Here is a 23,505-nt window from a genome sequence, read left to right as displayed (position 1 = left end):
GGCGGATTACAGGGCGCCCTGAGCCGATAGAATCGCCACGCACCTGCACAACTGCCTAAAGCGGAAGGTCTGCATGCGGCGCATGACGAACCACGGGCCGCCGCGTCATCGCCGACTCACCGTCACGATCATCGTCCTCGCGTTGTTGTCAGCGTGTTCAGTGATCTCACCCGAACGGCCGCATGATTCCGTGGAACTGGCGAAGCTGCGCGTCGCTGTCACCAGAGCGATCGACACGGCGCCGCTGCGGCTCGCCGTCAAGCGTGAGATGTTCCGCACCGCGGGTCTCACCGTCACGCTGGTCGAGCGGGCCAGCCAGCAGCGTGCGCTCAAGGCATTGTGGACGGGCAACGTCGACGTCGCGTTCACCGACAACGTCGCGGTGCTCAAGGCGGTGGCGAACGGGGCTCAGGTCCAGCTGCAGGGCGAGGCCTACATCGCGGGGCCGAACACGATGGGGCTGGTCACGCTGCCCGGCAGTGGCTACGACGACCCGACCTCGAAGCCAGCACCCAGGATCGCGGTCGATCGCCTCGGTGGGCTCGGCACGCTGACCACCCGCTCCCGGATGGCGACGGAGGGGGTCGATCCCGACGCCATCCAGTTCACCGCCATGCCGTTCGACGCGATGATGGACGCGCTGAGCAGGCGAGAGATCGACGCGGCGTGGCTGACCGAACCTGATATCAGCCGCGCACAGCAGGAATTCGGCGCGCGGATCGTCACCGACACCGCACGCGGCGCCATGCTGGACTTCCCGATGTCGAGCTACGCGGCCACCGGGGACACGGCGGCGAAGTACCCCGCGACGTTAGCGGCGTTCCGCGAGGTGCTGACCGAGGCGCAGCAACTCGCCGAGGACCCGACCGAGGTTCGCGAGATCCTCGCCACGTTCTCGTTCTTGGACAAAACGGCGGCAGCACTGGTCGCGCTCGGCACGTTCCCGACGTCACTCAACGCCGTCCGGCTCCAGCGGGTGGCCGACCTGATGCACGACGGCGAGATCGTGGGCAAGCGCATCGACGTCAGCTCGCTGGTGCCAGCGTCAGCGCTACGGGGCAGCTGAGCCCGTTCTCGAACCGGCAGGTCAGCGATACCTGCTCGTCGTGCTCCTGCTGACGTAGTGGGTATAAAGGAGGATGTGAATGGCCCGCTGATCGTCCAATCGGACAAGACCGTCCTCCTTGAGGTCGACCACGAACGCGCTGATGACGCGCGGGTGGCGATCGCGCCGTTCGCGGAGCTGGAACGCGCGCCGGAACACATGCACACCTACCGCATCACGCCACTCGCGTTGTGGAACGCCCGCGCCGCTGGCCACGATGCCGAGCAGGTCGTCGACGCGCTGACCAACTACACCCGCTTCCCTGTCCCGCAGCCACTCCTGATCGACGTCGTCGACACCATGGCGCGCTTCGGACGGCTGCAGATCACCAATCACCCAGCACACGGCCTCGTGTTGACGACAACGGATCGCGCGGTGCTCGAGGAGGTGCTGCGCTCCCGCAAGATCGCACCGATGCTCGGTGAGCGCATCGACGACGACGCCGTGGTGGTGCACCCGTCCGAGCGCGGCAGGCTCAAGCAAACGCTGCTCAAGGTGGGCTGGCCCGCCGAGGACCTCGCCGGATACGTCGACGGCGAGGCGCACCCGATGGCGCTGGACGAGACGGACTGGGCGTTGCGCGAGTACCAGCGCCAGGCCGCGGACGCGTTCTGGGCAGGCGGCTCCGGGGTGGTCGTGCTGCCGTGCGGCGCTGGCAAGACCCTGGTTGGCGCTGCCGCGATGGCTCAGGCGCAGGCGACGACGTTGATCCTGGTCACCAACACCGTCGCTGGGCGGCAGTGGAAACGGGAACTGCTGGCGCGGACGTCGCTGACCGAGAACGAGATCGGCGAGTACTCCGGTGAGCGCAAGGAGATCCGGCCGGTCACCATCGCGACCTACCAGGTGCTGACGCGCAAGACCAAAGGCAGCTACCGGCACCTGGAACTGTTCGACTCCCGTGACTGGGGATTGATGATCTACGACGAGGTGCACCTGCTGCCCGCGCCGGTGTTCCGCATGACCGCTGACCTGCAATCGCGGCGGCGACTCGGGCTCACGGCGACACTGGTGCGCGAAGACGGCCGCGAGGGCGACGTCTTCTCGCTGATCGGGCCGAAGCGCTTCGACGTCCCGTGGCGAGACATCGAGCAGCAGGGCTGGATCGCTCCCGCCGAGTGCATCGAGGTGCGGGTCACGCCGACCGAGTCCGAGCGCATGACGTATGCCACCGCCGAGACGGACGAGAAGTACCGGATCTGCTCAACCGCGCGCACCAAGCTGCCGGTGATCCGATCCATCGTTGAGAAGCACGCCGGGGAGTCGGTGCTGGTCATCGGGGCCTACCTGGACCAGCTCGACGAGATCGGCGCCGATCTGGAAGCGCCGGTGATCAAGGGTTCCACCCGCAACGCCGAGCGGGAGCGGCTGTACGAGGCGTTCCGGCAAGGCGAGATCCCGACGCTGGTGGTGTCGAAGGTGGCGAACTTCTCCATCGACCTGCCAGAAGCCGCGGTCGCGGTGCAGATCTCAGGCACGTTCGGCTCCCGGCAGGAGGAGGCGCAGCGACTCGGGCGAGTGCTGCGCCCCAAGGCCGACGGCAGGCAGGCGCACTTCTACTCGGTGGTCACCAGGGACACCCTCGACGCCGACTACGCCGCCCACCGGCAGCGCTTCCTTGCGGAGCAGGGGTACGCGTACACGATCCGGGACGCGGAAGACGTGGCCTGATCAGCCAACGAACACCTGCTCCGGATGCGGGTGCGACAGGAAGTCGTGATGGCTGATCTCCCAGCCGTAGGCTCCCGCATGGCTGAACACCACCACGTCGCCCGCCCTGATCCGCACCGGGACGTCGCGAGCGAGGACGTCCTTCGGCGTGCACAACTCACCCACGACGGTGACTGGTCCGTCCGTGACAGGACGGGGTAGCCCCGACGGCCACGCATCGACCGGCACCACGGTGAACGGGTGGCTGTGCTGCCACGACACCGGGAGCCGGAAGTGGTGTGTGCCGCCGCGCACCAGCGCGTAGTCGACGCCGTGATTGCGCTTGACGTCCAGGACCTCGACGGCGTAACGCCCGCACGCGGCGACCAGGTACCGGCCGCACTCGAAGTCGATCTCGCGCCAATGCTCCGGGAACGTCGCCACCAGCCCCGTCAACCCCTCGGCGAAACGCGGCCAGTCGAACTGCGCGTCGAGATCGGCGTAGTTCACGCCGACACCGCCGCCGACGTTCAGCACCTCGCAACGCAGGCCGAACTCGGCTTCCCACCGGAGCACGGTGTCGCGGTAGAGCCGCAGCAGGTCGAGGTGCGCGTCGGCGGAGAGGTTGTTGGACACCGAGTGCAGGTGGAACCCGGCGAGCCGCACGTGCGGCAACGACCGCGCGGTCGCGACGGCCTCGGCCAGCACTGACTCGTCGATGCCGAACTGGGTCGGTCGTCCGGCCATGGCCAGCGTCGCGGTGGGAAGCCCTCCGGCGAGGTTCACCCGAAGCAGCACCTCGGCGGTGACGCCGTGCGCCGCGGCAACGGCGTCGATGCGGTGCAGTTCCAGCACGCTCTCGACGTGGAAACGGGTGACCGTGGCGCGCAATGCGTCGGCGATCTCGCTGTCGGTCTTGACCGGGCCACCGAACAGGAACTCGACGTCGTCGCTGATGGCCCTGGCCTTGGCGACCTCGCCGCCGGATGCCACCTCGAACCCGGCCACCAGCGGCGCGAGGGCCCGCAGGATCGGAGACGCACTGTTGGCCTTCATGGCGTAGAACATGCGGCAGCGTTCCGGCAGCGTCGCCACGACGCCCTCGACATGTTTCCGCAGCGCATCAAGGTCATAGCCGTAGCGGCAGACCGGGTCGTCGTCCGGGGCGCGTGCCGTCAGCGGGTCAGCGGGCGCCGAGACGATCCGCGTGTCAGTCATGGTCGCTCCGATCCGGCGCGAGCGGGTTGGGCACGTGGTGAAGTCGCGGTTCCGTGTCGGTGAGCAACCTGCGGGTAGTCAGCTTCTCGACGGCGACCATGGGCTTGGCGACGTCGAACAGCGCGAACCGCTCGGCCAACTCGGGGAATCGCGCTTGGTAGTCCGCGATGCCGCCGCGCACGATCGCCCAGAACTCCCGCTCGCCGAGCAGTCCGGCGTCATCCAGGAACCCGGCCAGCTCGCCAAAATTGATGAAGCAGAACGCGTCAAGCAGAAAGTCGGTGACCAGCTCGACGTCGTCAGTCTCCACAAAGGAGTTCGCGTTGACATGATGCGACGGTGGACTCGACAGCATCGGACATTCGTCTGGATCGGACAGTACGGCGCGGCTGAAGCGGACGCCGTCATGGAAGTCCTTGAGTGCGATGCGTTCCGGCAGACCGTCGCGGTGCACCAGCACCATGTTCTGCGCGTGAGCCTCGCAGGCGACGCCGTGTCGGACCAGCAGGTGCAGCAGCGGAACCACGGCGACGTCGACCAACCGCCGTGTCCACTCGCGAGCGCCATGCTCACGCAGCCATGCGTCGACGAACGGTGTGCCGTCGCGCTCGCTCGCGGTCAGGGCGGTGACCGGCACCGCGCACTCGCCGGACGAGAGGAAGCCGTGCAGGCTCTCCCGCCAGATGCAGGCCAGCGTGCCGTACGTCGCTGGGCGGGCGAACTCGGCGGGCGGTTCCGGCGTGACCGCGGTGCCCATGACCTCCCGGAGGATGATCAGCTGGAGCTCATCACGCAGGAAGGCATCGCCGTCCACAAGCCGGCTCAGCCAGTCGGAGATCGGCGGCGCGTTGCGGACGGTGTGCGGTGCCAGCACCCGGCTGGTCGACGTGTTGACCAGCGACAACGACAGCTTGAGGTACGGCCGTCCCGGCACGTCGCGGCAGGCGAGCGTGCGGATCGACTGCTGCGCGCGAAAGGTGTGCGTATCCTCACCGAGCACGATGAGTTGCTGCCGTCGGAGCTGTTCCGCGAACGCGGTGGCGAGGTGCTCTCGCCACTGCCACGGATGCACCGGCAGCATGGTGTACTCCGCGGGCGGAAGTCCGTTGGCGCGAAGAGTGTCCTGAAAGGACGCGCGTGCTTGCCCGAGCTGCGTGGCTAGGAAGCCCTCTTCGCACAGCGACGGGATTGAGGTGACCTCAGTGACGGAGCGATGCGCCGCCAGCCACAGTGGCCGGACCTCGACGGCGAACTCAGGGCCGTAAGCCAGGTTGTCCGCGACGTCGAAACCAACCCGCGACTTGAATGCCGGGTGGTAGCGGTGACCGTCCAGAACTATCGATTCAAGCTGGTCGTAGTCGGCATCGGCCAGCACGTCGCCGCGTTCGGACGCGATGTAGCGCGCGAGGGTGTCATTGAGCAGCGTCCGCTCCAGCTCGTCCGCGAACCGCGCAAGGCAGTCCGACTCAGCACGCAGCGCGTCCGCAACTTCAGCGAGGAACCGGGTGATCGAGTCTGCCTCGGCGGCACCGTTCGCGCCGTGTCGTCGCACCGGGTCCGCGGTGAGCGCGACCCGATTGAAGCCGAACCGCCTGCGCAACCGGAACAGATAGCGAACCGGCTCGCCGTCGGCATCGGTGGCGTCAACGACGGCAGCGACGACGTCCTCGCCCGGCTCAGTCGTGTCCACACCCGACTCGACGCGGTCCGTCACCCGGTATGTGAGCGCGTCTTCGTACACAAGTGACTCCAGCAGCTGCCCGAAAATCCTTCGACGTGCCGCAACGAAGCTCGACGCGCGTAACGCTCGCTGAATCATCTCGGTGGTCATCGGCTCACCTGGTACAGCGGGTTGGGGACATCGACGTAGAGCGGTCGTTCGCCGCGCCCAGCGAACCGGCTGATCAAGTTGGCCTTGGCTGGCAGCGCGGGGGAGGTGACGAGTTCGTGCGCCAGGGCACCGCCCTCGTCCAGCAACACCTCGCGAACCATCGTCCACAGTGGACACTCACCGTCGCCGTATCGACCCAGCACCGCGATGAGATGTCCAAGGTGGTTGGTGACCGCGTGATAGCGCAGCCGGAGCCAGGCTTCGACGTCGGAGTACCGCAGCGGACTTTGAGTGTCCACATCGGAGCAGCGATCCGCACTGACGCTCGTGCCCTCCATGTCGCGCACCCAGAACCGGGTAGGCCAGCCGTCCTCGACATGCAGCAGGCTGTTCTGCACGTGCGCCTCGAAGCTGACGCCGTCGCGCTCGAAAACGTCCAGCAGCGGTAGCAGCGACACCCGTAGATAGCGCCGCAACCACTCCCGCTGCGAACCGCCGGAACGCCGCACGTCCTCGATCACCGTCGGCACGTCGTCGTCGCGGTCTTCCAGCAGGCCAGCCACAACCCTGGGCGTGTAGCGGCCGTCAGTGAACGGGTGCTGCCGGAACAGCACCGCGACATCGGCGGCGAGGTCATCGCCGACCACGGCCGGGTCGACGGCGCGGTAGCCGGTTTCCAGCAGCACCCCGAAACCCTCATGCCGCCAGCGAGGCGCCAGCCGGGCGATCAGCGCGCTCGCGTCGGCGGCACGCCGTAGGTGTTCGGCCGGGTTTGTGCGCACGAAATTCGTGATCCGTACGTGCAACGGCAACTTCCACGACGTCGGAAACGCCGGATCGCAGACGGTGCGCACCGACGACGTCGGGTACACGGTGCCGCCCAACTCACCCAGCGCGATCATCGTGCCGTCCGCGAGCAAGTCGGATACCTTCGGCTGTCGTGCCAGGTAGGCGGCCTGCCAGGGGTGCATCGGGAGCGGCGCGTAACCACTACCGGTCTGGAGCTCGACCTCGGGCGGCGCCCACTCGCCCCGCGCGACGCGACGTTCCAGCAGCGCGTCGGTACGCACGGCGAACCAGTGCAGCCGGAACTCCGCGCCCAGCTCAGGGGCGTAGCACGGCAGATCATCACCGAAGCCGTCGATGCTCTTCGGGGTCGGGTGGAACGGGTGGCCGTAGCGTAGCGACTGCTCGGCCTGACGTGTGGCAGCGCCACGCACCTGACCAGCGGCCGTCGTCGCCCCTGCCGTTCGCGCCGACTGACCAGCAACTGGTGACGTCGGCCCGGTGGCGTGCGACTCAGGTCCGGCCAGGTATCGCGCTGTCGCGTCGGTGCTCCCCTCGATCTGTCGCGCGAGCGCGGTGCCGTCACCTGCCTCGCAGAAGACGTCGGCCGTCAGCGCGGCAACCTCATCGAGCAGCAGCGTGATCAGCTCGCGGTGGCTCAACCGTTCGCGCACGATGCCCGGCCTTTCCAGCCAGACGTCGTCGCCGTAGCCGTGATGACCGATCTCGGAGCGGTACCGCAACGAGACGACGACAGCCCGCCCGCCACCCAGCGGCACCCTGACGAGCCCATCACCCGTTTCGGTGGGGATATGGCCTGACTCCCGCAGGTAGGCGTTGAGTAGCCGCTGCCGTGTCGCGCGCTGGGCCAGCTCATGTGCGGTGACCGTCATGGTGCTCACCTGCCCGCCTCGCTCGGGACCCGGGTGCGGATCGGGATCAAGGCACGCTGTGGGCGCGTCGATGGCGTCATCGGCGCACCGCCGTTGGTAACAGCGGGTTCGGCATCCTGCCGGTCGCCGCGGGCATACTCACGCCGTTGCCGCGCCCCGCACGCAACAACGGGCCGAGCACCTGCCTGCTCGGCCACTCAGGCGCATCGAGCAGCACGGTACGGAGCGTGTCACGGACCTCATCCCGCACGGTCGCGGCGTCGATCCCAGTGTTGACGGCGTCGGTGAGCGAAAGCCAGAAGGCCCGTTCGTCCAGGTCATAGTGCCGGGCGAGGGCGTCGGCGATGCCGTAGAGGTTCACATGGAGGCCGAGGGTCTGCGCGTAGCCGATCAGCGCCTCCGGCTCGTCGAGGCACAGCGACTGCGGTGCGCCCGGCTTGATCCGGTAGCCGGGATCGGGTGTGCCCGCCACAGCCATCCACCGCGGACACAGCCGAACGGTGTCGTGATCCCGCAGCACGAAGCTAGGTCGAGCGGCTGTGGACACGTGCCCTCGTGGGAACACGGCGACGACGTTCTGACCGTGCAGTTCCGGTAGGACACCGTGGCCGAGGAAGGTGAACATCATCGCGCAGAAGGCGGTCGCGATGTCGCGGAAGAACGCCGCTGGGTCGTCAACGTCCAGCGCGGGCGCCAAATGGCGCCATTCGTGGGCCGCGAGTGCCGCCATCGGCAGGGCGATGGCGTCGTTGGCGAAAACGTCCTGTGGGTAACGGCGCACCTGCGCCGCGAGCTCTCCCGGCCGGTCCGCGAATTCGCCAGCCGTGCTGGCGTGCCAGCCGCACCAGGCGCGTTCGTCACACAGCGCCACCCGCTCGGCCAGCGTCGGATCTGTGTCGAGCAGCCATCGCAGGGTGCGGTGCGCCTTGTCGCCGTTATCCAGGTAGCGCGGCGGCAACAGTCGAGCCGCTCCCAGCGTGGCCACGCTGCTGGTGCTTCCGCCGAGCGGAAGCTTGACATGCAGGGCGGCATCCGGCGAGGTAGCCAAAGTGCGCAGCGAGGCCGTCGGGTGGCACCAGCCGAGGAGGCAGTCCAGCGGCACGACGTCGCGTGCGGCGATCTCGTGCGCCCATTCCGTCCGCAGCACCCGATCGAACTGCCACGGATGCACCGGCACCGGTTGGTACTCGTCAGGATCCACACCGGACGCGCCCAGTTCGTCCGCGAGCTGGCCCTGTTCGGACCGTGTGAGTAGGACCTCCGCGATTCGGTCCGATGTGGCGCCTTCGCCGTGGCGCAGCTGTTCGCGTCGCACCGCAACCCACCGCAACGCGAGCGGCGGCTGTCGCATGGGTCCGTACTCGGACAGTTCGGCCGCCGACCAGCCGGACACCGCACGGGCCGTCGGGTGGAAGGGCCGGTTGCGGGTCGCCGCGAGCCGTTCCCCGGTCAGCAGCTCACCGGGCCGCGGTGTTCCTTCGGGCAGCGCCGCCCAGCCAGCCGACGTTACTTCGGCGTGCTCGACGGCCGTGCACAGATCGGCCGCGACCACGTCGTATCCCGGCAGGTCGTCGCGAGCGACGAGTAAATCAAGCACCTCGGCGGGCGCCAGCTCCCGCTGGGCATCACCGACGAGCCACACCGGCGCGCGGGACAACCGCCACGGCTGCAACGGACCGCCGTCGCGGCAACGAAAAGCGAGCGCGCCACCAGTGACCGGAATGCGACACCACCACTCCCCTTCGGCACACGCGACATCCGGCACCCCGGCAACGTCGGTCTCCAGCGCATCCGCCGTGCCCGCGACGTTCTCACCGAGGAGCGTGTCAATCAGATCCCGAAGGACGACGTCGAGTGCGTCCATGGTCAGTACAGGTCCAGCAGGGTGCCGACCTGTTGTTCCAGCGCACGGCGATAGATCTCGGCGGCGCAGGCGATGTCCTCGACCGCCATGCCCATCGGGTTCAGCACGATGACCTCGTCGTCGGTCTCCCGCCCCGGCCTGCGACCCGCCAGAATCTCTCCCAGCTCTGCGTGCAGCCGCTCCCGGGAGAAGGTGCCTTCGAGCACCAGCTGATTGATGATCTTCTTCTCCCGGTTGCTCTGTTCCCAATCGTCAACAACGACCTTGTCCGCCTTGAGAAAGACATCTTTGTGGACATCCATGATGGACACGTTGCAGAGCAACGATCCACGCTTCAACCAGTCACGTCGGATGTACGGCGTGTCGGTCACCGTGCACGGCACAACGAGATCGCCTGCCCGCACCGCATCCTCCGCATGAGCGGCAACCACCGCACTGACATCGTGCTCAGCTTTGACCGCGGCCGCGAGCTTCTCGGCGGCCTCGTGCCTGATGTCGAACAGATGCACGGTCTCGATGTGCTCGAACTGCTGCAGCAACGCCGTGATCTGCGTCGATCCGATGACGCCGCAGCCGATGAGCGCGACATCGGTGAAGCCATCGCGCGCGAGGTGTCGCGCGGCGAGAGCGGACACGGCGGCCGTGCGCCAGGCGGAGATCAGGCTGCCCTCAAGGAACGCGACCGGATAGTTGGTCTCGGGGTCATTGAGGACGATGATCGCGCTGGCTCGCTCCCGACCCGCACGATCGGGGTTGTCATGCTTGCTGCCGATCCACTTCAGACCAGACATGCCCGGAGCGCCAACATGCGCTGGCATCGCGATGATCCTGTCCGCGATGTGGTCGCCCGAGGCCCGCAGGTACGGCTTCAGCGGTTGCACGGTCTTTCCCTCGGCGTGCTGTACCAGGCCGTCCGCCAGCGCTTCGACGTATAAGTCGGAGTGGTTACCACCGACAGCGGCGATGTCGCGGCGGTTGAGGTAGAGGATGCGAGGTACGCCGTCGGTCATCTCATTCGCTCCTGGTGTCAGCCTGGTTCCTGCTGCGCTGCTGTGCTGCGGCGAGCCACTCGTCGTCATACACGACGTCGAGATAACGGTCGCCCCTATCGGGAAAAATGGCTACCACCCGACTGGGCTCCGGCAACGCGGGCATGAGCTTGCGGATCGCGGCGACGACGGCGCCGCTGGAGCCACCGGCGAAGATGCCCTCCGCCGCCACCAGCTCCCGGCAACCCTGCGCGGCCTCAACGTCATCGACGTAGACGACCTCGTCGATCTCGCCGGGACGGCACAGTTCCGGCACGCGACTGGAACCGATGCCGGGGATCTCCCGCGCGCCGGGGTTGCCACCGAAGATCACCGAACCGACGGCGTCGACGGCGATCACCCGCATGCTGGGGAATCGCTCCCGGAGCCTGCGGGCGCAGCCGAGGATGCAGCCGGTGGTGCTGACCGGCGCGATGAGGCACTCGGGTGGATGCACCAACTGGGTAGCGAGTTCGGCGCCGGTGCCGTAGTAGTACGCCTGCCAGTTGCGGTCATTGGCGTACTGGTTGATCCACACCGCATCGGGTGTCTTCGCGACGAGTTCGTTCACCCGGGAGATGCGGGTGTGCAGGTAGCCACCGGATTCATCCGGCTCGGTGACCATCTCGACGCTCGCGCCTAGCCTGCGGAGAATCGCGGCGTTCGCGCTGGTCGTCTTGGGATCGATCACGCAGACGAACCGCAGGTCATTGACGCGTGCGGCCATCGCGAGCGCGATGCCGAAGTTGCCGGAACTGCTCTCGACGAGCGTGCTTCGCGGGCGGATGGAGCCATCGGCGAGTCCGGCCGCCACGATGTAGCGCGCCGAGCGATCCTTCATGCTCCCACCGGGGTTCATCAGCTCCAGCTTGGCGAGCACCTCGCGGCCCGGCTCGCGAAACAGCCTCCGTAGCGCGACGATGGGAGTGTTGCCGACACAGTCGAAGACCGACTCGCACACGGCCTCGCGCGCGTCCTCACCGACCGGGCCCACTGCGATATCAGCGCTCACGGCTCTCCCCACCTCGGCAATGAGTATAGGTAAGCCTAGCCTAAGTTGATCTCATCTCGTCAAGCCGACGCGGCCCAATCGCGCGGCACGATCTGAGATGACTCGTCCGAGGGTAGCCACACGGGAGGTGATGGCCATGAACGAAATCCGCATAGGCACATCCGGTTGGGTGTACGAGTCGTGGCGCGGATCGTTTTACCCCGAGGACGTGCCACGGAAGCGCGAACTCGAATATCTGGGCCGGCAACTACGGACGGCGGAAATCAACGGATCGTTCTATTCGCTGCAACGCCCCGAGCGCTATCGCGGCTGGCGCGACGCGGTTCCCGACCACTTCGTGTTCGCCGTCAAGGGAAGCCGGTTCATCACCCACATGAAGCAACTCCGCGACATCGAGACGCCGCTAGCCAACTTCCTCGCCAGCGGCGTGCTCGCGCTCGGCCCCGCGCTAGGACCGATGTTGTGGCAACTGCCGCCACGCATGACGTTCGACGTCGACCGGCTTACGTCGTTCTTCGCGTCGCTGCCCCGATCCACCGCCGAGGCAGCGGAGCTCGCGCGTGGCCACGACGACAAGCTCAAGTCGGAACCGTTCACCGAGGTCGACGCCGACCGGCCGCTGCGACACGCGCTGGAGGTGCGGCATCCGAGCTTCGCCACGGCGGAGTGCGTCGAGCTGCTCCGCGAGCACGACATCGCGCTGTGCGTCGCGGACTCCGCTGGTGAGTGGCCACATCTGGAAGACGTGACCTCGGATTTCGTGTACGTGCGCCTTCACGGCGACGTCGAGCTCTACACCAGTGGATACAGCGATGCGACGCTGCGCGAGTGGGCGGACAAGATCCGGCAGTGGCACGACGGCGACGGACCGCGCGGCGAGCACACCGTCGGCCCGCCCGCGCCCCGGCGGCGTCGTGACGTCTACGTCTACTTCGACAACGATGTCGACGCCCACGCACCCCACGACGCCATGATGCTGGCCAGTCTGCTCAACGCCAGCCCTCGCTGACGCCGTGTCCTGCACTCTCGACGCCGTGTCCTGCACTCCCGACGCCGTGTCCTGCACTCCCGACGCCGTGTCATGCACTCCCGACGTCGTGTACCGCGCGGGATGCTCACGCACCGCGGGTCGATTCGGGGTCGAAACCAGGGACAGCCCTGATGTGTACAACGGACTCGCGCCGGACCATGGAACTCATGACACAGGACATGAACACCAACGGCGTCAAGCAACTCCGCAGAAGCTCGACCGACAAAATGATCGCCGGAGTGTGTGGCGGCTGGGCGCGGTACCTCGGCGTCGATGCCGCACTGCTGCGCATTCTGCTCGTCGCGGTCACCCTATTCGGCGTCGGCGTTCCCATCGTGGTTTATGTGGCGTGCTGGCTGCTGATGCCACAGGACGACTAACACCACGATTCGCGCGACCGCGAAGACGGAATGGGATATATGCGGGGTGACGAGCCGCCAACGTCGATAGCCTTGCGCGCATGCCGACATTTCCCGACGCATCCGGACCGCCGTACCCGTACCCGCGGCCCCTGCCGCCGGACGCGGAAGAGGCCCACTTACAGGCAACGGGCTACTACCAGAAGAAGATCAATCGGTGGAATGGCCTTGTATTGTTTCCCGGGATCCTGTGCGCGATCATCTCGCTGTTCTGGGGACGAGGCAGGACCGCTGAGCGAGGCGATCCGTCCCTGTGGGATATCAATGTCGACCTGGCACTGATTTTGTTGATTATCGGCGCGGCGTTAATTGTGATCGCCGGTATTCGAATCTACATTCTCGCGTCCGCCAAGTCGCCGCATACCAAGCTGCTCAAGGCATACGGTGTTCCGTTGGACGTCTCCGGCACGAAAAAGCTGACGGGTGAACGCGGTAGAGCGCGGTAAGAAAGGGAGAGGGCCGGGCACCTTTCCGGCGCCCGGCCCTTTCGTAGACGTAGACGTCTGGACTATCAGAAGCCCATGCCGCCCATGTCGCCCATGCCGCCGGTCGGGTCGCCCGCGGGAGCGCCGCCACCCTTCTCCGGCTTGTCGGCGATGACCGCCTCGGTGGTGAGGAACAGCGCGGCGATCGACGCGGCGTTCTGCAGCGCCGACCGGGTCACCTTCGCCGGGTCGATGACACCGGCGGCGATCAGGTCCTCGTAGCCGCCGGTGGCGGCGTTGAGGCCGTGGCCCTCAGGCAGCCCCTTGACCTTCTCCACCACGACGCCGCCCTCGAGACCGCTGTTGACCGCGATCTGCTTGAGCGGAGCCTCGACGGCGATCTTGACGATGTTCGCGCCGGTCGCCTCGTCGCCTTCCAGCTTGAGGCTGTCGAACGCGGCCTTGGATGCCTGCAGCAGGGCGACGCCACCACCGGCGACGATGCCCTCCTCGACGGCAGCCTTGGCGTTGCGCACCGCGTCCTCGATGCGGTGCTTGCGCTCCTTGAGCTCGACCTCGGTCGCGGCGCCGGCCTTGATGACGGCGACGCCACCGGCCAGCTTGGCCAGCCGCTCCTGCAGCTTCTCGCGGTCGTAGTCGGAGTCGCTGTTCTCGATCTCGGCGCGGATCTGGTTGACCCTGCCCTGGATCTGGTCGGCGTCGCCAGCACCCTCGACGATGGTGGTCTCATCCTTGGTGATGACGGCCTTGCGGGCACGGCCGAGCATCGAGATGTCGGCGTTCTCCAGCTTGAGGCCGATGTCCTCGGTGATGACCTGGCCACCGGTCAGGATGGCCATGTCCTGCAGCATCGCCTTGCGGCGGTCACCGAAGCCAGGGGCCTTGACCGCACAGGACTTGAAGGTGCCGCGGATCTTGTTGACGACCAGGGTCGCCAGCGCTTCACCTTCGAGGTCCTCGGAGATGATCAGCAGCGGCTTGTTCGACTGCATGACCTTCTCCAACAGCGGGAGCATGTCCTTGACGTTGGAGATCTTGGAGCCGTAGAGCAGAACGTACGGGTCCTCGAGCACGGTCTCCTGACGCTCGGCGTCGGTGACGAAGTAGCCTGAGATGTAGCCCTTGTCGAAGCGCATGCCCTCGGTCAGCTCGAGCTCGAGACCGAAGGTCTGGCTCTCCTCGACCGTGACGACGCCTTCCTTGCCGACCTTGTCGAGCGCCTCGGCGATCAGCTCACCGATGGTGCGGTCAGCGGCCGAGATCGAGGCCGTCGCAGCGATCTGCTCCTTGGTCTCGACCTCCTTGGCCGACTTGTGCAGCTGCTCGGTGACGGCCTCGACGGCCTGCTCGATCCCACGCTTGAGGGCGATGGGGTCGGCACCGGCTGCGACGTTGCGCAGGCCTTCCTTGACGAGGGCCTGGGCGAGCACGGTGGCGGTGGTGGTGCCGTCACCAGCGACGTCGTCGGTCTTCTTAGCAACTTCCTTGACGAGCTCGGCCCCGATCTTCTCCCACGGGTCCTCGAGCTCGATCTCCTTGGCGATGGAGACACCGTCGTTGGTGATGGTCGGCGCGCCCCACTTTTTCTCGAGCACGACGTTGCGGCCACGGGGGCCAAGCGTCACCTTGACGGCTTCGGCGAGGGTGTTGAGGCCGCGCTCTAGACCGCGGCGGGCGTCCTCGTCGAACGCGATCAATTTGGCCATTTCGGTGTGGTCCTCCGGTATTGGGCGCCGTGCTCGCCGCAGGGGCTCACACGGCAGGACTCTGCAACTTGGCCAGGCTCGGTGCCCGCGACGGACGACAGGCTCGGATGTCCGAGCCAAGCCTCACCGTCCCGACCTTCAAGCGAGTGCGACACCGGATCGGTGCCCCATCTCGCCTAGCACTCTCCCTGTGAGAGTGCTAGTCACGTGTTTAGCACTCTCGGCATGCGAGTGCAACCTCGGGTGGCACTAGCGAGGTCGTGAAACGTCGAGATAACGCCTCACGCGGTAGCGATGATCACAGCGGCGAGCAACAGTACGAGGATGACGACAGCGCCGAGCAACAGTGGAACCAACCAGCTCGGCTGGGAGTTTCGCCCCTGCTGCTGGTAGGGCGGAGCGGGCGCGGGCCTGGCAGCGGGCCCGGGTTCCGGCGCGGGCGAACCGTACCCAGGAGGTGGAACAGGACCCGGGCCACGTTGCGCGGGCGGCCGTCCTGGCATCGCACCGGCACGCGGCCCGTGCGGTGGCCGGGGCGACTGCTGGGGTTGCCCGTTGCCCCACTGCTGGGCACCTCGCTGCGGCGTCTCCCGTTGTTCAGTCTCGCGCGCGCGAGACGACGTCAGCGCCTCGGTCGCCGCGGTGAGCAGGGCGACGCAACTGTCGTAGCGCCGCCCTGGGTCCTTCGCCATGCCCTTCGCCAGCACGGCGTCGATCGCCTGCGGCAAGCTCGACACGATCCGCGCGGCAGACGGCGGCGCGAGGTTCAGGTGTCCCTTGATCACGCTCTGCACGTCGCCGGGATACGGCGGACGCCCGGTCAGGCACGCGTAGAGCACACAGGCCAGCGCGTACTGGTCCGTCCTGCCGTCCAGCGGCTCCCCGCGCAGGTGCTCCGGCGCGGCGTAGGTGGGCGAGCCGAGAAAGTCCCCACCCCTGGTGCGGTGGCCGGTCGCACCCCTGCGGGTCAGCCCGAAATCCGCGACATAGACGTGTTCTTTGATCGACTCCCGCTTGGTGACGAGCACGTTCGCCGGTTTGACGTCGAGGTGCACCAGCCCTCGCCGGTGCAACGTGTCCAGCGCGTCGGCCACCTGTTCCAGCAGCCCCACCGCGCGTTCCGGCCGCATCGGCCCCTCGGAGATCAGGCTGGCGAGGTCGGAACCGTCGACGAGTCGCATGCCGATGTAGTGCATGCCGTCGAGTTCGCCGAAGTCGTACAGCGGGACGATGTTCGGATGGTCGATGGCGGCCGTGTTGCGGGCCTCGTCGACGAAGCGTTCGCGAAACTCGGCGTCGGCACCGAGGTGCTCCCCGATGACCTTCAGTGCCACCTTTCTGCCGAGCCGGACGTCCGTCGCCCGGTACATGACGCTCATGCCGCCCTTACCGAGCACACCATCAATACGGTAATTGCCTAACCGGCGCCCCGTGAGGTCCGCGACCTGCTCGTCTGCCACGCCCGGGAGCCTAACGTGCGGAGGTTACCGTCCGCTCACGAGTGAGATCCGGTGCGCTAGCGACCGAATCTCACGAAGCACGCGGCCATCTGGCGCGCCGGCAGTCGGGCGCGAGAGGATCGCGGCTATGAGCCAGCCACTCTCCGTCGCCGAGTACAGGGCGACCGTCGCCGCCCTGCTACCGGCCGCGCGCACCGCGACACTCCCGCTCGAACAGTGCCACGGCAGGGTGCTCGCCGAGGACGTCACCGCGAGCGTGTCGCTTCCGCCGTTCGACAACTCCGCTATGGACGGCTACGCGGTACGCGCCACCGACATCGCGGATGCGTCCGAGCAGTCGCCGGTCGAGTTGCCGGTGGCCGCCGACATCCCCGCGGGGCGCACCGACGGTCCCCCGCTGGAACCGGGCACAGCGCACCGGATCATGACCGGCGCGCCGATGCCGGACGGCGCGGACGCCATCGTCAAGGTGGAGGACACGGACGGCGGCACCGAACGGGTGCGGCTGTTCGCGGCGGCAGCGGCAGGCAAGAGCGTTCGGCGGGCTGGCGAGGACGTTACGGCTGGTGACATCGCGCTGCGGGAGGGCACGCTACTCGGCGCGGCACAGCTCGGACTGGCCGCGGCGACCGGATGCGCCAAGCTGGCTGTCAAGGCTGGGCTGCGGGTGCTGGTGCTGTCCACCGGCTCTGAGCTGGTGCTGCCGCCGGAACCGCTGCGACACGGTCAGATCTACGAATCCAACAGCATCATGCTGGCCGCCGCGATGCGGGCGCTCGGCTGTGAGGTGGACGTCGTGCGCAGCGTCGTCGACGACGTCGACACCTTCCGCGAGACGCTGGCCGCCCACAGCGAGCACGCCGACCTGATCGTGACCTCCGGCGGGGTGAGCGCCGGCGCCTACGAGGTGGTCAAGGACGCGCTGACGAGCGAGGGCGTGCGGTTCACCAAGGTCGCGATGCAGCCGGGCGGCCCGCAGGGTTGCGGCACGATCAACGACACCCCGATCGTGACGCTGCCAGGCAACCCGGTGAGCGTGCTCGTGTCGTACGAGGTCTTCCTGCGACCCGCGTTGCTCGCCGCACTCGGCCACGCGCACGCCGACCGGCCGGTGGTGCGGGCGCGGCTGCTCGAGCGGCTGATCGCGCCCGCTGGCAAGCGGCAATTCCGGCGCGGCTTCTACACGCCACCGGTCGCTTCGGAGACCGGCAGCGTCACCGGCACCGTCGGCCCCCGGGGCGGACCTGGCTCACATCTGCTCGCGGCGTTCACCCAGGCGAACTGCCTCATCGTGCTGCCAGAGGACACGACTGAGGTGGCCGAGGGGGCTGAGGTGGATGTGATGCTACTGAGTTGAGGCTGGCCGTGGCAGGCATAATCTCGCGACATGGGATTCATCGCGTGGGTGATCTTCGGAGCGCTGGCGGGCTGGGCGGCCAACGTCGTCGTCGGCGGGAAGGATCGGCGTCCGCAAGGGTGCCTGGTCAGCGTGCTGGTCGGCATCGTAGGCGCGGCGCTCGGCGGGTTCATCTACCAGCTCGCGACCGGGGAAGAGATGAACTTCGCGTTCGACCTGCCCAGTTTCGGCGTCGCGGTGCTCGGTGCGATCCTGCTGCTCGCGCTGGTCCGACTCGCCACAGCGGGCGGCAGACGCCGTGACCGCACGCGGTAGCGTAGACACGCACTGAAACGGGGTAACCTTGCCCCGCCCAACAGCAGAACAGTAACGGAAAGTCAGACATGAACCCGGCCTCTTCTGGTAGCTCGACCCCACCGGCGCCAGAGGCACGTATCCGCGAGACGCTCGCACACGCGGCGACGCTCGCCCGCGAGACCGTGCCCCCCATGCATCCCGCAGGCAGGCCGTTCGTGCTCGGCGCGGCAGCCGCGGCCATGGCCCTGCGCAAGATCAGCAAGCCACTAGGCACCCTCGGTTTCGTCGGGGCCGCGGCGACGGCCTGGTTCTTCCGCGAGCCGCGCCGCGTCGCCCCGCCGCGCGCCGATGTCGCGGTCGCGCCCGCTGACGGCACCATTGCCAGCATCGGCGAGGCCGTCCCGCCCGCCGAGCTCAACGCCGGTGCGACGCCGCGTCCCCGCGTCAGCATCTTCCTGTCCGTGTTCGACGTCCACGTGCAGCGAGTCCCCGCAGCGGGACAGGTCGAGGCCGTGGCGTACCGGAAGGGCAAGTTTCTCTCCGCCGACCTGGACAAGGCCAGCGAGGACAACGAGCGCAACTCGGTCGCCATTCGCACGAACGGCGGCCACGAGCTGGTCGTCGTGCAGATCGCGGGCCTGATCGCGCGGCGCATCCTGTGCGAGGTCGGCACGGGAGACAAGGTCGACACCGGCCAGACCTACGGGCTGATTCGGTTCGGCTCTCGCGTCGACCTCTACCTGCCGCACGGCAGCCGGGTTCTGGTCAGCGAGGGCCAACGCACCGTAGGCGGCGAGACCGCGCTGGCCGAGCTGCCGTCGTCACTGGAGCGCTGATGGTGCGCACCGCGCCCGGTGTCCGCCTGCTGCCGAACGCCATCACGGTGCTCGCGCTGTGCGCGGGCCTGTCCGCGGTGCAGTTCGCCTTGCAGGGGAACTTCGCGCTGGCCATCGTCGGTGTCGTCGTCGCGGCGGTGCTGGACAGCCTCGACGGCCGCATCGCCCGCCTGCTCGACGCGACGTCGAAGATGGGCGCCGAGCTGGACTCACTGTCCGACGCCGTCTCCTTCGGCGTCGCGCCAGCACTGGTGCTGTTCGTCTGGCAAGCCGACGGCAGCCGCGCGGGCTGGATCGCGGCGCTGGTGTTCGCCGTCTGCATGGTGCTGCGGCTCGCCAGGTTCAACACACTGCTCGACGACACCGACAAACCGCCGTTCGCTTCGGAGTTCTTCGTCGGCGTGCCCGCACCCGCTGGTGGACTGCTGGCGCTGATGCCGGTGATCCTGACGCTGGAGTTCGGCACCGGCTGGTGGTCGACGGGCCCTGTGGTGTGGCTGTGGCTGATCGCCATCGCGGCGCTGGCGATCAGCAGGCTCCCGACATTGTCGCTCAAGTCGGTGAACGTACCCGCGAAGGCGGTGGCACCGCTGCTGGTCGGCGTTGGCCTACTCGCGGCGGCGATCGTGCAGTTTCCACTGATCGCATTGAGCGCGGCGCTCCTGCTGTACCTGGCGCACGTGCCGTATGCGGCCTACCGGCACACCTGGCTGGCGAAGCACCCGGAAGCGTGGGACGTAACGGCCCACGAACGGAGGGCGATCCGGCGCAGCTCCCGGCGGCACCGGAGGCTCGGGCTGCGCCGGCCGATCCGCAGCAGGATCGCGGGCGCGTCGCTGCGCAGGGTGCGACTGCCCCGCAACGGCTCGACGCAGCGGACGGTGACGACAGGCCAGCCGTCCGCGTCGTCTACGTCATCGGACGGTGGCGGGCGCACCAGGAACTGGCGGCGGCTCGGACTTCGCAAGCAGTGACGGCTCGGGGTGCGTGAAGAGTACGGCGACGACCGCCTCGGCTCAGTAGGCTCGGCACCGTGCCGACACCACAGATCACGCTGACCGCACGGCTAACCCCGTCCGCGCTCGACACCCGACGCGGCGTGGTGCGCTTGCACCAGGAGGTACTGGACGCCCTGGGCCTGCGCGCCTGGGACGCCGTCCAGCTGGTGGGCGCACGGGTGAGCGCGGCGCTCGCCGCACGCACCCCGCAGGACGGCCAGCACGGCGTGGTGCTCACCGACGACGTCACGCTGTCCAACCTGGGTGTCACCGAAGGCGGCGAGGTGGTCGTCTCCCCCGCCGACGTCGCGCACGCTCGCAGCGTGACGGTGTCTGGCTCAAGGTTGGCAAGCATGTCGCTGCCGCCGGACATGCTGCGGCTGGCGCTGATCGGCAAGGTGTTCACCGTGGGCGACGCGGTGTCGCTGCTACCGCAAGATCTCGCACCACCGGCTGGCACCGACGTCGCCGACGCGCGCGGCAAGCTCTCCCGCGCCATCGGCATGACCTGGACGAGCGAGCTGCTGACTATCACCGCCACCGATCCAGCGGGCCCAGTCACCATCGGCCCCTCTACGGTGCTGTCCTGGCGCACCGTGTCCGGCACTCCCGACGCTGTGTCCGACACTCCCGACGCTGTGTCCGACACTCCCGACGCCGTGTCTCACGCCGAGCCCACCCCGCCGGTGTCGGACCTCGCGGGCGCGCACACGGTGGCGAGCACACTCGCTGAATGGTTCGAGCTCGCCTTCACACATCCCGAGCTGCTGGCACAGCTCGGGGCCTCCGCGCGACTCGGCGTGCTGCTGAGCGGCCCGGAAGGCGTCGGCAAGACCACCGTGGTCCGATCCGTGGCGCACGCCAAGGACATCACCGTCGTTCCGCTCGCCGCACCAAGCATCGCCGTGCTGGAACCGAACGCCGCCGTCAAGCGGCTCGACGAAGCCATCAAATCCGCGAAGTCGGCGGCAGGCCCCGCCGCGCTGCTGCTCACCGACGTCGATGCCCTGCTCCCCGCGGACCCGCCTCCGGTCGCCACCGTGCTGCTCGACCGCATCCGCGACGCGCTGCACGCGCCTAACCTCGCCGTCATCGCAACCACCGCGCATCCCGAAGGCGTCGACACCCGGCTGCGCGCGGTGGACCTGCTCGACCGCGAACTCAGCCTCTCGCTGCCCACCACAGAGATGCGCACCGAACTGCTGCGGGTGTTGCTGCGCGAGGTCCCGCTGGAACCGGACGTCGACCTCGGCGTGATCGCGGCGAAGGCACCCGGCTTCGTGGCGGCCGACCTCGTCGCGCTGCGACGCGACGCCGCACTCAGGGCCGCTCTCCGACAGCGCGAAGCGGACATGCCGCGGGTGTCGCATCAGGACTTGCTGGACGCGCTCAGCACTGTCCGTCCACTGTCTATGTCCGAATCGGACACGCTCGCCACTGGCGGTCTCAGTCTTGACGACGTCGGCGACATGCACGACGTGAAGCAGGCACTCACCGAAGCGGTGTTGTGGCCGCTCCGGTATCCCGACTCGTTCGCGCGGCTTGGCGTGACGCCGCCGCGCGGGGTGCTGCTCTACGGCCCTCCGGGTGGCGGGAAGACGTTCCTGGTGCGGGCGCTGGCGGGCACGGGTGCGCTGAACGTGTTCGCGGTCAAAGGTGCCGAGTTGATGGACAAGTGGGTCGGCGAATCGGAGCGCGCTGTCCGGGAGCTGTTCCGGCGCGCGGCCGAGGCTTCGCCGTCGTTGGTGTTCCTGGATGAGATCGACGCGCTGGCACCTCGGCGCGGACAGTCGAGCGACTCCGGCGTTGCGGACCGAGTCGTCGCATCGTTGCTGACCGAATTGGACGGTGTGGAACCGATGCGGGACGTCGTGGTGCTGTGCGCGACCAACCGGCCAGAACTGGTCGATCCGGCACTGCTGCGACCGGGCAGGATCGAGCGTCTGGTGTACGTACCGCCGCCAGAAGCCGCAGCGCGTACGGAGATCCTGCGTGCCACGGCGCAGAACACCCCGCTGGCATCCGATGTGGACCTCGAAGCGTTCGCAGCCACATTGGATGGATATTCAGCCGCGGACTGTGCCGCGTTGATCCGTGAAGGGGCGCTCACCGCGATGCGGGAGTCACTGGACGCCGCGGTCGTCACGGCCAAACACCTGGAATCCGCCCGTGAGGCAGTACGGCCGTCGCTCGACCCGGCGCAGCTCGCCGCGCTGGAAGCGTTCGCAGCGGCGCACTAGCGCAACACAGCGTCGGGAGCGCGCGATACAACGTCCTGAGCGGGGAACACGGCATCGTGGAGGAGGGACACGGCGTCGAGAACGGGGGACACGACGCGGGGGCGCGCCTACTTGCCCGACTGCCTGCCTTCGTAGTCCTTGGTCACGATCACTATCACGCCAGGGCTGGCGTCCTTGATGCCATCGAATCGCGGCCGAACGCGCATGCTGAAGTTGTCACCGATGGCCTGCGCGGCGGCTTCCTCGTTGGTGCCCTCGCGGTAGTAGACCGTGGTCGTGTAGATAACTCCGTCGGAGTAGTTGCCGGTCTCGACGACGTCCCAGCCCCTCGCCTCCAGGTCGCGCTCGGCCCGTGCCGCGAGCCCGGAGATGTTGCTGTTGTTGTAGACGCGGACGTCGACCATCTCCTGCAGCGAGGAGCCGTCCTTACCGCTGGCACCGTCGTCCTTACCACCGGAGCCGCCGGGACCATCGACCGCCTTGCCCCCGTCCCCGCCGTCTCCGGCACCGTCACCGGAACCATCGCCGTCCTCGGAACCGTCCTCACCGGAGCCGTCCGAGCCATCACCGGCATCCGGCTCGCTCGTCTCCGTCTCCGTCTCGTCCGCAGGGTCCGACGGTGATGGGGACGGCGTCGCCGTCGGGGACTCACCACCGTCGCCCTCGCCGGGCGCCGTCGTGGTCGTCTGTTCACCACTCGGCGCGGCCGTGTCGTCGGCATTGCCCGTGACAACCGTCACGGTGCCGATCGCGACCGCGATCACAGCGACGCCAATCAACGCGAGCCCCGCGGCACGCAGCGGTCGGGAGATCCCTGGGAGATTCATGGCAGCTCAATTCCCAGCCGTCGTGCCGCGCGCACCCTCTTGCGCGCCGCCCTCGTCTTACGCAGGCGCTTGATCAACAACGGGTCGACGCGCAACGCGGCCTCGGAGTCGATGAGGCGATTCAGCACCTGGTAGTAGCGCGTCGCCGACATGCTGAACAGCTCGCGGATAGCCTGTTCCTTCGCCCCTGCGTACTGCCACCATTGCCGCTCGAACGCCAAGATCTCGTGGTCTCTGCGGGACAACCCATCCACGCCCACGTCGGCACGCGTCAGCGGGGATGGATCATCGGGCCGAGGTGCCGGCTCCGCTGCTTCCATCTAGCTGTTCGCCTCACAATCGCGTCGTTACTCGCTGGTGCTACGCCTGGCGCGGGGGCGCGAATCACAGGCCTGTGATTCGCTGGCGACATTAGATCATGTGGCACCGACACGCAGTCCGCATTGGGTCGGCGCGTCGGTGCCGGTTCACCCACTCCAGCAAGCGGTTCCGTCGCGGTCAT

Annotated in this window: 20 protein-coding genes; 10 read left to right on the top strand and 10 right to left on the bottom strand. The window is 67.9% G+C overall.

Annotated features, from left to right (window positions below):
• Positions 1-82: 82 nt before the first annotated feature.
• The gene (locus AMYHA_RS06055; RefSeq protein WP_051400340.1) at positions 83-1,066 is read left to right on the top strand and encodes an ABC transporter substrate-binding protein; all 984 of its coding nucleotides are present in this window, start codon (positions 83-85) and stop codon (positions 1,064-1,066) included.
• A 75-nt stretch (positions 1,067-1,141) separates the two neighbouring features.
• Positions 1,142-2,776: a DNA repair helicase XPB gene (locus AMYHA_RS06050; protein WP_034268822.1), complete on the top strand. Its 1,635-nt coding sequence runs from the start codon at positions 1,142-1,144 to the stop codon at positions 2,774-2,776.
• On the opposite strand, the gene AMYHA_RS06045 is transcribed toward AMYHA_RS06050, so the two are convergent.
• The 6 genes from AMYHA_RS06045 to sbnA form a co-directional block, all read right to left on the bottom strand.
• Positions 2,777-3,973, bottom strand: a complete 1,197-nt coding sequence (locus AMYHA_RS06045) for a type III PLP-dependent enzyme (RefSeq protein ID WP_084036873.1) — start codon at positions 3,971-3,973, stop codon at positions 2,777-2,779.
• The gene (locus tag AMYHA_RS06040) at positions 3,966-5,804 is read right to left on the bottom strand and encodes an IucA/IucC family protein (protein WP_034268821.1); all 1,839 of its coding nucleotides are present in this window, start codon (positions 5,802-5,804) and stop codon (positions 3,966-3,968) included. Before AMYHA_RS06040 ends, AMYHA_RS06045 begins: the two co-directional genes overlap by 8 nt.
• Positions 5,801-7,483 (bottom strand): IucA/IucC family protein, encoded by a 1,683-nt coding sequence (locus AMYHA_RS06035; RefSeq protein WP_157361849.1) that lies wholly within the window; start codon positions 7,481-7,483, stop codon positions 5,801-5,803. The genes AMYHA_RS06040 and AMYHA_RS06035 overlap by 4 nt, the downstream gene beginning before the upstream one ends.
• A gap of 76 nt (positions 7,484-7,559) precedes the next feature.
• On the bottom strand, positions 7,560-9,347 hold the full coding sequence (locus tag AMYHA_RS06030; protein WP_084036871.1) for an IucA/IucC family protein: 1,788 nt from the start codon (positions 9,345-9,347) through the stop codon (positions 7,560-7,562).
• A 2-nt stretch (positions 9,348-9,349) separates the two neighbouring features.
• Entirely contained in the window at positions 9,350-10,357 is a 1,008-nt protein-coding gene (gene sbnB, locus AMYHA_RS06025) for a 2,3-diaminopropionate biosynthesis protein SbnB (protein WP_084036869.1), read from the bottom strand.
• 1 nt (position 10,358) lies between these two features.
• Positions 10,359-11,387, bottom strand: coding sequence for a 2,3-diaminopropionate biosynthesis protein SbnA (gene sbnA / locus AMYHA_RS06020; protein ID WP_051399587.1), 1,029 nt, complete (start codon positions 11,385-11,387; stop codon positions 10,359-10,361).
• Positions 11,388-11,517: 130 nt separating this feature from the next.
• On the opposite strand from sbnA, the gene AMYHA_RS06015 reads away from it, so the two are divergent.
• From AMYHA_RS06015 to AMYHA_RS06005, 3 genes are all read left to right on the top strand, one after another.
• Complete coding sequence (locus AMYHA_RS06015; RefSeq protein WP_157361847.1) at positions 11,518-12,396, top strand: DUF72 domain-containing protein; 879 nt, start codon at positions 11,518-11,520, stop codon at positions 12,394-12,396.
• Positions 12,397-12,584: 188 nt separating this feature from the next.
• A complete protein-coding gene (locus AMYHA_RS06010) occupies positions 12,585-12,797 on the top strand; it encodes a PspC domain-containing protein (RefSeq protein WP_034276055.1) in 213 nt (70 codons plus the stop codon).
• Positions 12,798-12,877: 80 nt separating this feature from the next.
• Positions 12,878-13,282, top strand: coding sequence for a hypothetical protein (locus AMYHA_RS06005; RefSeq protein ID WP_034268812.1), 405 nt, complete (start codon positions 12,878-12,880; stop codon positions 13,280-13,282).
• Positions 13,283-13,347: 65 nt separating this feature from the next.
• On the opposite strand, the gene groL is transcribed toward AMYHA_RS06005, so the two are convergent.
• A complete protein-coding gene (gene groL / locus AMYHA_RS06000; protein WP_034268810.1) occupies positions 13,348-14,988 on the bottom strand; it encodes a chaperonin GroEL in 1,641 nt (546 codons plus the stop codon).
• Positions 14,989-15,269: 281 nt separating this feature from the next.
• Positions 15,270-16,448, bottom strand: coding sequence for a serine/threonine-protein kinase (locus tag AMYHA_RS05995; RefSeq protein ID WP_084036867.1), 1,179 nt, complete (start codon positions 16,446-16,448; stop codon positions 15,270-15,272).
• Positions 16,449-16,575: 127 nt separating this feature from the next.
• On the opposite strand from AMYHA_RS05995, the gene moeA reads away from it, so the two are divergent.
• The 5 genes from moeA to AMYHA_RS05970 all read left to right on the top strand — a co-directional run bounded on the left by moeA (position 16,576) and on the right by AMYHA_RS05970 (position 22,176).
• Positions 16,576-17,805, top strand: coding sequence for a molybdopterin molybdotransferase MoeA (gene moeA / locus AMYHA_RS05990; protein ID WP_034268808.1), 1,230 nt, complete (start codon positions 16,576-16,578; stop codon positions 17,803-17,805).
• 30 nt (positions 17,806-17,835) lie between these two features.
• A complete protein-coding gene (locus AMYHA_RS05985) occupies positions 17,836-18,120 on the top strand; it encodes a GlsB/YeaQ/YmgE family stress response membrane protein (protein ID WP_034268805.1) in 285 nt (94 codons plus the stop codon).
• A gap of 68 nt (positions 18,121-18,188) precedes the next feature.
• Positions 18,189-18,938: a phosphatidylserine decarboxylase gene (locus tag AMYHA_RS05980; RefSeq protein ID WP_084036865.1), complete on the top strand. Its 750-nt coding sequence runs from the start codon at positions 18,189-18,191 to the stop codon at positions 18,936-18,938.
• Positions 18,938-19,912: a CDP-diacylglycerol--serine O-phosphatidyltransferase gene (gene pssA / locus AMYHA_RS05975; protein ID WP_034268802.1), complete on the top strand. Its 975-nt coding sequence runs from the start codon at positions 18,938-18,940 to the stop codon at positions 19,910-19,912. Before AMYHA_RS05980 ends, pssA begins: the two co-directional genes overlap by 1 nt.
• A gap of 59 nt (positions 19,913-19,971) precedes the next feature.
• Positions 19,972-22,176 (top strand): AAA family ATPase, encoded by a 2,205-nt coding sequence (locus AMYHA_RS05970; protein ID WP_034268799.1) that lies wholly within the window; start codon positions 19,972-19,974, stop codon positions 22,174-22,176.
• A 107-nt stretch (positions 22,177-22,283) separates the two neighbouring features.
• Here the strand turns inward: AMYHA_RS05970 and AMYHA_RS05965 are convergent, their stop codons facing one another.
• Both AMYHA_RS05965 and AMYHA_RS05960 read right to left on the bottom strand, forming a co-directional pair.
• Positions 22,284-23,003 carry a LytR C-terminal domain-containing protein gene (locus AMYHA_RS05965; protein ID WP_034268796.1) on the bottom strand — a complete coding sequence of 240 codons (720 nt, stop codon included), beginning with the start codon at positions 23,001-23,003 and terminating at the stop codon, positions 22,284-22,286.
• Complete coding sequence (locus AMYHA_RS05960; protein WP_034268793.1) at positions 23,000-23,323, bottom strand: DUF3263 domain-containing protein; 324 nt, start codon at positions 23,321-23,323, stop codon at positions 23,000-23,002. The genes AMYHA_RS05965 and AMYHA_RS05960 overlap by 4 nt, the downstream gene beginning before the upstream one ends.
• Between the last annotated feature and the right edge of the window lie 182 nt (positions 23,324-23,505).

It is taken from the genome of Haloechinothrix halophila YIM 93223 (genome assembly GCF_000504245.1).
Lineage (GTDB): Bacteria > Actinomycetota > Actinomycetes > Mycobacteriales > Pseudonocardiaceae > Haloechinothrix_A > Haloechinothrix_A halophila.
Note: the sequence above shows the minus strand (reverse complement) of the source record. Positions and strands in the feature narration are given on the sequence as shown.